This window comes from uncultured Methanobrevibacter sp. (assembly GCF_946184425.1).
Taxonomy (GTDB): domain Archaea; phylum Methanobacteriota; class Methanobacteria; order Methanobacteriales; family Methanobacteriaceae; genus Methanocatella.
In genome coordinates this window covers 39,306-52,814 of record NZ_CAMHFP010000004.1, presented here as the reverse complement: position 1 = coordinate 52,814, position 13,509 = coordinate 39,306, and the positions used below count along the sequence as shown (strand labels likewise).

General features: G+C 35.3%; 6 protein-coding genes. 4 read left to right on the top strand and 2 right to left on the bottom strand.

The features are described 5' to 3' along the window. Positions 1 to 295: 295 nt before the first annotated feature. The 3 genes from Q0P94_RS01410 to Q0P94_RS01400 all read left to right on the top strand — a co-directional run bounded on the left by Q0P94_RS01410 (position 296) and on the right by Q0P94_RS01400 (position 9,851). Positions 296 to 5,749, top strand: a complete 5,454-nt coding sequence (locus Q0P94_RS01410) for a hypothetical protein (protein WP_295112915.1) — start codon at positions 296 to 298, stop codon at positions 5,747 to 5,749. Positions 5,750 to 5,933: 184 nt separating this feature from the next. After that, complete coding sequence (locus Q0P94_RS01405) at positions 5,934 to 9,512, top strand: C1 family peptidase (protein WP_295112912.1); 3,579 nt, start codon at positions 5,934 to 5,936, stop codon at positions 9,510 to 9,512. Positions 9,513 to 9,635: 123 nt separating this feature from the next. Beyond that, on the top strand, positions 9,636 to 9,851 hold the full coding sequence (locus Q0P94_RS01400) for a hypothetical protein (RefSeq protein WP_295112909.1): 216 nt from the start codon (positions 9,636 to 9,638) through the stop codon (positions 9,849 to 9,851). A 179-nt stretch (positions 9,852 to 10,030) separates the two neighbouring features. Here Q0P94_RS01400 and Q0P94_RS01395 read toward each other — a convergent pair whose 3' ends face one another. Next, positions 10,031 to 11,488, bottom strand: coding sequence for a sodium-dependent transporter (locus Q0P94_RS01395; RefSeq protein ID WP_295112907.1), 1,458 nt, complete (start codon positions 11,486 to 11,488; stop codon positions 10,031 to 10,033). A 65-nt stretch (positions 11,489 to 11,553) separates the two neighbouring features. Between Q0P94_RS01395 and Q0P94_RS01390 the strand changes: the two genes are divergently transcribed. Continuing rightward, the gene (locus Q0P94_RS01390) at positions 11,554 to 11,931 is read left to right on the top strand and encodes a hypothetical protein (RefSeq protein WP_295112904.1); all 378 of its coding nucleotides are present in this window, start codon (positions 11,554 to 11,556) and stop codon (positions 11,929 to 11,931) included. A gap of 13 nt (positions 11,932 to 11,944) precedes the next feature. Here the strand turns inward: Q0P94_RS01390 and Q0P94_RS01385 are convergent, their stop codons facing one another. Further along, on the bottom strand, positions 11,945 to 13,495 hold the full coding sequence (locus Q0P94_RS01385; RefSeq protein ID WP_295112901.1) for a hypothetical protein: 1,551 nt from the start codon (positions 13,493 to 13,495) through the stop codon (positions 11,945 to 11,947). Positions 13,496 to 13,509 lie beyond the last annotated feature (14 nt).

Here is a 13,509-nt window from a genome sequence, read left to right as displayed (position 1 = left end):
AACATTTCCCATTTTCGTTATGTTGTAGGTTATTATTGAGCAGATATGTAGAATATTCAGTATTTCAATTAAAACCCCCCGAAACTAACAATATTTATTCAATAATTTTTTAAAATGAAATGAAATATTCAAATATTTATAAAAACTTGTGATTATTGAATTTATAGGGATTTAGAAAACTTTTAAATATTATTTTATATCAAACATACTTATCATGTATTCAAGTTAGATTGAATACATATGATTATATAATTATATGAGGTAATCAAAATTGAAATTTAGTAAAATAATGTTTTTGACAATTGTTTTATTAACCATATTATCCATTGGAGCAGTATGTGCTCAGGACAATGTGGCAGATGACAGCGTAATGCTCAGTCATGATGAAACAATTCAAACAACTTCCGATAATATTAAATTAACTGACGATTCTACCGATTCTGTAAATAATGATAAAACTGTCTATGTAGAAACAGATGGGGACGATACAGGATCAGGTAGTGAAAATAGTCCTTACTCTTCAATAAATAAGGCAATATCAAGCGTAAATGCATCTGACAATGCCGTTATTTATTTAGGTAACGGAAATTTTGTAGGTGAAAACAATACTGATTTAAGTATTGACCTTGCTCATAAAAACTACAATGGTAGTTTGACAATAATCGGACAAGGTGAAAAAACTGTAATCGATGCAAGTGGATCATCCCAAATTTTCAAATCAATCAGTGCTGATTCCATTGTAACCTTAATGAACATTACATTCATTAACGGTAAAGCAAATACCGGGTCAGCAATTTCCAATTCAGGTGATTTGACTATCATAGGATGTACATTTGAAAACAACACAGCTACTGCTTATGCTGCCGTTTATCAAAACAAAGCAAATAACTTAAGAATAGTTGATTCCGTATTTAAAAACAATATAGCAAACTCCGGAAATTCAGCTGTTTACTACTCTGCAATGGCTAGTGAAGAATACAACGTTACAATAACAGGCACCAAATTTATTAATGGAACCACATCCTACAATTGGGCAGATTCCTCCTGTACTTACATCCAAGGTACCAACGTTTTAGTTGAAAACAACATCTTTGTTGGAATAAGTGGTACAGGTAAAGGTTCTGCATTATATGTAAGAAGTCCTAACGGAAAAATAATTAAAAATACATTTAAAGACTGTTCCTATGACGGATCAAGCGACGGCGCAATATTATACATTGCAGGAGACGGAATGTATCTTGAAGGAAACACCTTTGAAAACTACACTTCCAAGAAAGAGGTTCCTATTTATGCATTAATGAACTTCAATGCAAAACTAGCATATGATGATATTACCGTAAATGGAACTTCATTTAAATTAACCTGTAATGTAAGCGATGACCAAAACAATCCGGTATCTTCCTATTACAAAGTTAGTTTCTACTTAAACGGTACAAAAATAGGTGAAACAACCGCAAATAAAGGTGTTGCAACATTATCCGTATCAAAATTATTAGATAATGGAAAATACCTATTGACTGGTACTTACGGTGACCAAGACAGCAAAATGGAATGTAATGTGACCGACGGAACTGTAACCGTTGATTTCAATCACAACCCATCCGAATATTGGGTTTCTGCTACCGGTGATGATGAAAATGGAACTGGTGCTCAAGACAGTCCGTTTAAAACAATCAAACATGCTTTAGATACTGCATTAACTGATTCAGTAGATATTACCATTCATTTAAAAGATGGATTATACAATGAAACTGGAGACTTTGATTTGTCCTACAGTAATGTTGCTAAAATATCCATCATTGGTGAAAATTATGGAAAAGCAATTATCAGCGGTAATAATGCTCATAATTTCGTTACATTTGGTGTAAACACCGAAGTATTTATGAAAAACTTGACTTTTGTAAATTCATCTTCTTCTGCATACGCTAATGCATTCAGCGTACGTTACATAACTATGGAAGATTGTATAGTGGACAATGCAAGAAGATTTAATGCTCAAAGCAACCCTTCCCACGTAGTATTCAGAAATGTTAAATGGTTCAACTCCGGAAACTTAATGATGTACAATGGGGAAATTTATGATTCCCACTTTGAAAACATCACATCTTCCGGTACAGGTAACCTCTGGTTAGCTGCTGTCGGAGATGACTGGGTAATCATAGAAAATTCCAAATTCATCAATATGGAATGTACCGGTTACTCAGGCGCTGGTGTAGCTTACATTAGCGGTAACTTCAGGAGTGTAAACAACATCTTTGATTCAAATAAAGTAACCAGAGATGCTGGAGTATTATATGTATCCGGAAAACAAATTATTTCCATCAACGATACATTCATAAACAACCACGCTGACGGCAAGTACGGTGCTGCTGTATTCTACCCAAACGGTGAAAATGCATTCTGCCAAATTGTAAATGCTAAATTCATCAACAACACCGCAGGTGCAGACGGTGGTGCAATCGGATTTTACGGCGGAGAAATAATCAACACAGTATTTGAAAACAATACTGCTGGAGGAAAAGGTGGAGCAATATTAATGCCTACCCATTCAACATCCATACACTTATACGACTTAACTTTAGATGAAGTATCATTTAAAAACAATAATGCAACCGACGGAACTGACATTTTCATAACTGCGGATACCAACGTAAATAATCAACACTGCAACTTGAAAGGCATGACCGTAACCTTTAATGACCTGACAACCAAAACATTAGAAGATGCAGTTGTTGCAGAAGTAACCCACGAATCCGGTGCAGTAATTAGTGGAGGAATAGTTACATTCTATATGGACGGCTCCCGTATGGGTGAAGCTACTGTAGAAAATGGAGTTGCAAAATTAAATTACTTAGGATTTAAAAATGACGGTAAATTCTCATTATCCGGAGAATACAATAATGCAGCTGACGATACCAAATACGTCAACGGCACTATAACTGTTGTTTTAGACCCATTAAAAGAAAATATTACATTATATGTTTCCGATGCAAAAGGTGACGATGTAAACGGTAACGGAACTATCGAAGCTCCTTATAAAACAATCCAAACTGCTTTAAGCAACGGATACAAACAATCCGCTGTTATTGTTGTACGTATTTTAGAAGGAACATACTCCGGTGAATCAAACACAAACATCACAGTTGCAAGTTCCCTTGATATTACCATTATTGGTGACGGCGTGGATAAAACCATCATTGACGGTAAAGATTTAGACTGGTTCTTGAACATTGCTGCTGGTGACGGAAGCGTTAAAATAGCTAACATGACCGTTGCTAACATAACCATGAACTATGTTGATGCTAAAAAATACAACCAGCAACCTGCAATCACAATTGAAAAAGGTGCAACCGCATCTATCGACAATGTCAAATTCGTAAGATGTCACGGTACCGAAGGTGGAGCAATCTATAATGCCGGTGCTTTACTTGTTGAAAATTCATTGTTCTTCAACAACGGTGATTCCAACAACGGTGGAGCAATCAAAAACTACGGTACATTAACCGTATATGCAACCGAATTCATTGCTAACCACGCAAAATACTATGGAACCATATTCAATGACGGTGAGCTAAACTTATACAACTCCCTCATTCAGGACTCCATGCGTGTAAACGGTTGGACTGGAAACGCAATGGTTATCGGTGGTAAAGGTAACATTACCATGGTAAACTCCACAATTTCAAGATCAGGCCAAACCAGTGCTGAACTCATCGGAACCGGACAAACCTGGGCAAATAATCCTGGATTTGAAATTTCCATCGGTTCAACTGGAAATGTTAAAGTAATCAACTCCACAATTGACGGACACGATAAAGCATACACTGCACAGTACATTACCAATGTAGCATTCGGAGGATCCGGAAGCATAGGCGTATTTGTTCCTTACGGATTACATGTTGAAAACACTAAAATCCTTAACTTAAAAGACATCATTTCCAATTCCAAAGGAACCAACTATATTGATTCCTGTTATATTGAAAATGTAACATACGTATCTGAAGGACCTTCAAACGATTATAACATGACCGTTGTCAATTCATACTTTGCTGACGGAACTACAATGGTAACTAAAAAAGACACCGCAAATGTGATTTTAAACAACAACTGGTGGGGAAGCAACGATAAACCTGTATACAAAGTCGGTTCAAACGAAGTAAGTCCTGACACCTGGTTAATCCTAGCATTAGATGTTAAAGATTCAGGTGACTTGCAAAAAGACATTTCATTAGCATTCAAAGTAACTGACGGTGAAAACGTAACAGATTACGATGCATCCGTATTCGAAAGAGAATTCACAATTTCCGGTGAAAATGCTACATTAAATGTAAGCGAAGGAACTATTGCTGATAATGTAGTCATCCCTATTACAGCTGAAGAAGGCAAAGGATATGCAATTACCGCAACCGTAGATAATCAAACTGTTGAATTGACCAGATTAGTTGCTGACATCTCTGCAAGTGCAGAACCTGTATATGTCGGTAAAAACGTGACTGTGGAAATCATCCTTCCTGAAAACGTGACCGGTAATGTGACCGTTATTGTTAACGGAAAATCATATGATGCTGTTGTAAACGGAACTAAAGCTACTGCAATTATTCCGGATTTAGCTAGCGGAAACTATACTGCAAGCGTTTCATTAATGAATGATGAAGTCTATATTTCCAAAGTAGTTGACTTCCCTGTCAAAGTAATCGGCATTGACATTCAGGCTCCTGACGTTGAAAAATACTTCAAAGGATCTCAAAAATTAGTTATTACCGTTGTTGACAGTGAAGGAAGAATTTTAGCTGGTGAAAAACTCCAAGTAACCATTGACGGTAAAACCATTGAGTTAACCACCAATGAAACCGGTGTTGCAACCGTGGACTTGGATATGGCAGTAGGCAAATATCCTGTTGAAATTGCACTCAACACAACCAAAGTCAATGCAACAGTAACAATCAAATCCACCACTCCTATTGACAATAAAACCGCAGACAATAATGTCAATGACGGATTTGAAGCTAAATTTGTTGATTCTGAAGGTAAACCATTAGCTAATACCACTGTCGTAATGAATGTCAACGGCAAAAATATTACAAAAACCACCGATGCAAATGGTGTTGCAAAATTATCCAAAGCAGAAATCGGTTCTAAAGCTGGAACATATAATATTACCACTTACAATCCAGTAACCAATGAAACTGCTGTATACACAGTTAAAATCACCAATGTATTGGTTGGAAACAAAAACGTTGTAATGTACTACTATGACGGACACAGCTATAAAGTACGTGCATTAGGCAAAGACGGTAAAAGTGTTGGTAAAGGAAAAACAGTCCTCATTAAAGTTGGCAAAAAATTATTCAAAGTAAAAACCAATAAATACGGATATGCAGTTCTCAAAATACCATACATTTACACCCCTGGCAAATACATTATTGCTGCAGCATATGGTGGTCAATTAGTTAAAAACGTTTTAAAAGTCAATCAAGTGCTTAAAACACCTAGAGCTACAATAGCTAAAAAATCAGCTAAAGTAGTATTATTGAAAGCTGTCCTTAAAAAAGGAAAAGTACCATTGAAAGGAAAAGTTATTAAATTCAAACTCAACGGTAAAATATACGCAGCAAAAACCAATAAATACGGAATTGCAGCTGTAAAACTTAATAAAGTAGTTTTAAACAAATTAAGCATTAAAAAATATCTCGTGCAAACAATATATTTAAGAGATATAGTAAAATCAACATTAATCGTTAGACGTTAGAGAAACACATTCTCTAACACTTTTTTTATTTTATACTTTTTTTAATTTTCATGAATTTAAGATAATGTAATGAGCTATTTTTTAAGAAATGCATTAGAAATTTTAATATCACCTAAAAAATCTTCATAATTTTTATATTACCTTATACAAATATATAAATGTCAAAAAAATTTGAGAGATTATTATGAAATTTTATAAAAAAAGTATAATCCTTCTATTTTTATTGATACTGACCATGGGAGTTGTCTGTGCAGAAGATGCAAACCAGACAGTACAGGACACATTGGAAATATCCGACTCCCAGGACGTCATTTCAGATCCAGTTGAAAAGACATTTTCAGACTTGGGTAACGATATACAGAAATCTGATGATTCAATAACTTTAGAAAGCGATTATAAATATAATCAAGAAACAGACAATGGTACAAAATTCATTTACTTTAAAAATATAAAAGATTATACCATTGAAGGAAATAACCATGTAATTGATGCGAATTACCAGACATATGTATTTAAAGTGGAAAACAGTGGAGTGACCATAAAAAATCTTGTTTTTAAAAATACAAATGATACCGCAATCGTATCCCAAAACAGTATAGTGACAACCATTAACGTAACATTCATTAATACAAAAAGTGACGATAACGGTGGTGCAATATTCTGTCAGGACAGTAATTATTACAGTACCAACGACAGGTTTATAAATAACAATGCAAAAGATCCGGGATCTGCAATATATGGATTAAACTCCAAAATTTACATTGATAACGGGACATTTACAAGCTCAGAACCAATTAAATGGGCCATGATTTATGGAAGCAATTGTGTAATAGACATTGCAAACAGTGTCTTTGCAAACACAACTTCAAAATATGCAACTGCAATCCACAACACAAGAGAAACAACCATTAAAAATACAAAATTCATTAACCTGCATGCAGATGCAACCGCAGGAGCTATTGCCATAAAAGGTGGAAATCCTACCAAAAAAACTTATTTGAAAATCATTGACTGTGAATTTGAAAATGTTAGTGCTGCCAAAAACGGTGGTGCAATATTTGCAGATATCTACGGTACAGGGAGAAATGCTGTTGATGGAACATCCATAATTGAAAATACAAAATTCAACAATAATGCAGCTGAATTTGGAGGAGCAATACTTCACCTGGGAGGACATCTCAACATAATAAACTCCACATTTACAAATAACATTGCAAAAGAAAGTGGAGGGGCTGTTTACACTTCAAATACAACTACCGTGATAAACAGAAGTACATTTATAGGAAACAAAGCTCAAGCAAATCCTAGTTATGGTGGAGCAGTATATATCGATTACGAAACAGCCACCATAGACAGCAGCACTTTCACAGACAACATTGCTGCAAAAGCGGGTGCAATTTATTCATTCTACTCCAAATACAATATAATTAACTGTGAGTTCAATGGAAACAGCGAAGACATATACACCTCATATGATGCAAAAGGATCCCGTATTGAAAACTGCGGAAATACAACAGGAAAAACAAATGACAGAAACTATACATTTGAAATAAGATATAACGGTGACACAATCGTATTGCAGCCAAACCCAATCAAAGGTTCTGCCAGTGATTCATACTTCAACTTAAGAGAACAAGGATTGGTGACTCCTGTCAAAGACCAAGGATATATGGGTTCCTGTTGGGCATTTGGAGCAGCAGGTGCATTTGAATCATCATTTTTAATTGCAACAGGACAAACAATAGACGTTTCTGAAAACAACATTCAGAATTTGGAATTACGTTATTCCCCTTACGGAAACATAAACAATGTTGAATCCGGAACATTCATCATGACCACATCATACTTTACAAGCTGGCTTGGAGTAGTAAATACCATTGATGATACCTATGACGAGCTTGGTAAAATCACCGCAGTGCAATACGGTCCAGACACATATCGTACAGTGAATGCTCATTACATAAACATTAAAGATAAAAAAGCAATTAAGGAATTCCTGACCAAATACGGTGCAATGAACCTCTTTGTATACGGTGCAAATCCAAATAACCCATCATATAGTAAGGAGTATAAATCCGTCTACAACTCAAAATATAGTGGAAACCACTATGTCACATTAGTTGGATGGGACGACAATTTCTCAAAAAACAAATTCTCAACCACAGCTCCTGGAAATGGTGCATGGATATGTAAAAACAGCTGGGGAACTGAATTTGGAGATGAAGGATACTTTTACATATCATACTACGACAAATCCCTGACCGTATCAGCAGTCGGATTCACATTTGAAAATAACGAACAGTATGAAAAACTCTACCAAAATGAAGTAAAAGGTACTGCTGAATTCAACAGCAAATATAAAGTCTACGGACAGACATTTACCAGCACCGGCGGAGACATAATTGCTGCTGTTGGAACTTACTTTGAAAAAGCAAATACTCCGTACACAGTTTCAATTTATCTCAACGGTTATGTTGCATACACACAAAGCGGAGTTTCAGACCATGCAGGATATGAAACAATAAAACTAAACAAATATATTGCTGTAGATGATAACACAACCTTCGAAATCAGAATAAAATCCAGTTCCATACCCCTCGTTGACAACATAAGAATGCCACTTATGGGCGGAAACTACGTAGTCATCGACGGTGAATTCGTAGATCCTACAAACCAATCAAATCCTCTTGTTGCACCTATTAAGGCATACACTTATCATGGCCAAGGACTGATTACCAAAAACATTGTGAGATACTACTATCCGAATCAAACAATATTTACCGTTTACAATGTATATGAAGCAGACAACATTCTTGCAAGCTTCAACGGAGCAAATTACACAATACCTATTGCCAACAATACCGGAAGCATATCTTTAGGAGTATTGCCTGCAGGAGAATATCTGGTAACTGTAACCTATAAAAATCAGACATATTCAAGTCAGGTATTGGTAAAAACAAGTATTGACATCGGTGAACAGACTTCCGTAACCGTAGGATACAATACAAAACTAACCGTTACAGCGGTATACTTTGACGGTACCGGAAAACCTCTCAACAATACCAAAGTAAGCATCATAGTAGATGGCAAAACAATGAATGTAACAACCAATAAAAACGGTGCATACTCTGTCCCGATACCTGCAGGATACAAGATTGGAAACCACAATATTGAGTTTGCAAACCCTGCAACAAATGAGGAATCTAAATTAACAATCAAAATCGTTTCAAGATTTGCCGGAAACGCAAATGTCAACATGTACTACTATGACGGACACACATACAAAGTACGTGTAAGAGGTGATGACGGTCAATTTGTTGGTAAAAACCAAATCGTGCTTATTAAAGTTGGAAAAACATTATTCAGAGTAAAAACCAATGCAAACGGCTGGGCAATTCTCAAAATACCGTACACAATCACTCCAGGAAAATACATAATAACTACAGCATATGCCGGACAAACCGTTAAAAACGTTTTAAATGTCATCCAGGTGCTTAAAACACCGAAAACTGCAACAGTCAAAAAATCAGCAAAAATACTTTTACTAAAAGCAGTACTCAAAAAAGGCAAAGTACCGATTGCAGGAAAAATAGTTAAATTCAAAGTGAACGGTAAAATCTACAGTGCAAAAACCAACAAAAACGGACTTGCAATTGCTAAAATCAACAAAGCCGCAATCAACAAACTGAGCATCAGAAAATATATCGTTCAAACAATATATCTGAAAGATATTGTAAAATCAACATTAATCGTTAGACGTTAGAGAAACACACACTCTAACACTTTTTTTATTTTTTCACCAATTGCCAATCATTCTGAAATCGCACTATTTTTCAAACAAAAAACAATATAACATATTTTTAACAATATTATAATAGGTGATACTATGGAAAATGACGCATTGGTAAACGGATTTCTATCTTTCGTAATTCCTGGACTAGGACAGGCAATAAATGGATACAGAAATAAGGGAATTGTAATGTTTATAATAGCAATACTTATGAACATCTTCATATATTTCTTTATAAACAATCCTTTCGGCCATATCATAAGTGTAGCTTACTCATTATATGCCGCATATGATGCATACAAAACATACTGATTCCAAAAACAGGACCTGGAAACCATCACCAATAATTAATTTTACTGTAAATAATTTAATATGAAAATAGAAAAAACTATATTTTAATTAATCGTTTCATTAATTAAAATAACTTAGAAAACAAAAAAGACTCTTTTTAAAATGAAAATATATATTAAAAAAATAAAAAAGTGAATAAATTAATTATCCACCCTAGGACGGACTTTTGTAAGTATAAATCCGAAAATCAGAACAGCCATGATAATGACTACATCAATCATGATTTCGAAGTGTTTGGCTGTGCTGAATAATGTGACAATACCTATTGCCCACATTACAATAAGTACTACAGGAAGAAGATATTTGATTACAAAAGACCAAATTGTACCAACTTTGAATGTTGAATATTCGTTTAAAGCAGGTAAAAAGTGTTCGACACCACAGAACCATGCAAATATGATACATTGAACTCCAATCAACAGCAATATTCCAAATTCATTAACAAATGAATCGATGATTCCGACCAGATAGCTGCTGATACCTGTTGTTAAAATCAGTGAAAATGCACAACCGATGACAGCTAAAATTGTTGCTGTTTTTTTACGGGACCAGCCCAGCTTATCAGAAGTTGAATTCAGCATCGGTTCGAAAAATCCTAACGCTGAGGTAATTCCTGCAAATAAAATTGCTAAGAACAATAATGGAGCCAATATACGTCCAATAGGACCCATAATATTGAATATCATTGGGAACACTACAAATATCAGTCCAGTACCTTCTGTAATTAGCTGAACCATAGGAGTTCCCGCAGTCACTGACATATAACCCAATATTGAAAATACTCCAAATGCAGTGAATATTTCAAAAGCTGAGTTGGATGCAACGACAATCAGTACATTATCAATCAATTTTGAGTTTTCAGGCAAGTAACTTGCATATGTAAGAGCAATAGCCTGACCCATACTTAATGAGAAAATGATTTGGGCAAAAGCGGCCAGCCATATATTAACATTAAGAAGCGCACTCCAGTCAGGAGTTAGTAAAGTGCTGATACCTACACCTGCACCAGGCAAAGTCAAAGCATAAACAACAATAATACCCATTATAATAAACAAAGCAGGAATGAGAATTTTTGAAACCTTACCAATACCCTTATCGACATTCTTATGAGCAATAAACCATAAAACAATCCATAATAACAATACTCCAATTGTTGTTGGAATCAGCAGGAAACTTGCATTGGACAAGTTTGAACTTCCGCCTACATTCTGAGTAAAGTAAGCTGCAGCATCAGTTCCCCAACTGAATGTGAAACTGCTTAGCAGATATACCAAATCCCAACTTAAAATTACCATATAATAAATAGTCACTATAAACACAAAAAGAACCAGAATCCAAGCAATAATCTCAAATTGAGGCTTAATTTTCCGCATAATCTTTGAAAACGATTCCTTGAAACTGAATCCCACACCATATTCTAGAATTAAAAATGGAACTCCCATTATAGCGATTGCGATAAAGTAAGGAATGAAAAATGATCCCCCACCATTAGAATAAAGCACATAACTGAAACGCCAGATGTTTCCAAGACCAACTGCAGCTCCAATCATTGCGAAAATGAATGCTATAGACGAATCCCATTGAGTTTGTTCAGACATAATATTTTCCTCGACAATGTAAAATTTATTAATTATACATAATAAATGTAATTGTAGTGAAAAAAATGAATGTTTTTGATAAATTTATTATGGGAGATACCGCAAGCATAAACTGGTGCTTTGAAAACAGACACTTCCAGGAAAGACTGGATGAAAATGGAATTTCAAGAAGTTATGTTGTAGACTGTTTAATGGAAAAAGACCCCATAAGCTGGGAACACGTTGAAAACAATATGTATGCAGTGGTTTATGAAGCGCCCCAATCAAAAACATACAAGGAAATCAGAGTTCTATTGGCATGCAGCGGAAACTCAATAGACCTGATAACAATCATGAGAAATAATGAGACCACAACCAGTCGCCAACGCAGACAGTATCAGTCCGATAAAAAGAAAAATATAGAAAAAAAGAGATTAAAAGCTATTTCTAAAAGAAAATGGTGAGAAAACAGAGTTTCTACACATTTCTGAAGTTAAGATAATATGTTATGCCGACTCTAAACAGCACAACACCAGCGGCTCCGCCTTTCATTGCAGACCTTGCATCAATCATCAAAGCGTTATATGGCAATTTGGAAGTGTCCTCTTCAGACTTATAGGTTTGAAGACCTGTCCAGATTTGTGCACCGTTGGACTGCTTTACAAAGGTTTTGGTTACGGACTGAATCCATTTCGTGTTTTGACCATAACTTCCCTTATAGGCCATAGGCAGCAGAGCATCGACATATTTGGACAGAGTAGGAACATCCTGACCATAATAGTAATGCATCATACTAGGTTCAGGCATAATTGCAATTGACATGATGGCATTTGGATTTACACTGTGAACTGCATAGCTTATTTTTTTAACAATGTAGTTAATGGATTCGATAGAATTGATATGCTTATGGGCAGTACCTCCGTATCTCATATAATCCAAGTGTATTCCTGCAACTCCCTTGATTTTAGCATAGTATTTGGCTTCGTTTATTTTCTTGTTGATGAAATAATACTTAAATGATCCGTCATCCCTTACAGGAGAAACCCAGTCACCGTTATAGCAAACCATCATCCAGATGTGAACGCTCATCCCATAACTGTTGGCCTTTTTAATCCATGATGTCACATATGACATACCATACGAATGTACAGCATCACTAAGCAGGAATATGTGTTTGGTTCCCCTATTTGCAAGAGTTTTAAGATTTATGGAAGACATATGCATCGGCCACAACCAATATCCGTTACCTTTAGCCATTTGAGGTTTCACCTTAATAGTGAACACTTTTGAACATCCAAGATAAGGCTTATTCTTTGTAAATGTGGCTCTGATTTTATATGTTCCCTTCTTAAGGCTCAAATAAATCTTTGCATAACCTATGGAATTTGTTTTGACCTTATAAGTCTTTCCGGCAACAGTGAATATAACCAACTGATTTTTCAATACTCCTTTTTGAATGTAGAGCTTAACATAGAATATTGACTTTAAGCCCTGACGGAAATTAAGGTAATTGTCTGTAATGAGATTTGTCTTTAAAGATTGCTTGACAGTTATTTTACTGGTTCCCTTTGAAGAAGTGGTGTTTACATCACCGGCATATACAAAATTAACATTGTAAATACCCTTCTGAAGGTTAATATTCATAATAGCTTCGCCGTTATTATTGGTATAACGTGTGTAGTTATTCTTATTTACATTTATGATAATTTTCTTGCCCGCAGCAGGTTTGTTGTTGATTTTCAGTTTAACCACGAATTTTGTTGGAAATGATGAATAGCCAGATACAGACGAAGCTGAAACGCTGGATTTGGACTTTTCCATCGGAGGAGTTGAATTTTCCCCAAGTATCTCCCCGTCATTAGTTTCTGTTACCTGTGATAAATCTTCATCACTTAATGTTTGCTTTTCATCATCCAAAAAATTTTCAGCATTAACCGTATCGGTCGAATTTTCAGCCGCAGACACAGAAGAAATTGCCAGAATTAATGTAAAAAGAAAAAGTATTGGAATTAGTAGTTTTTTGTTCATAGTTCACCTGAAAT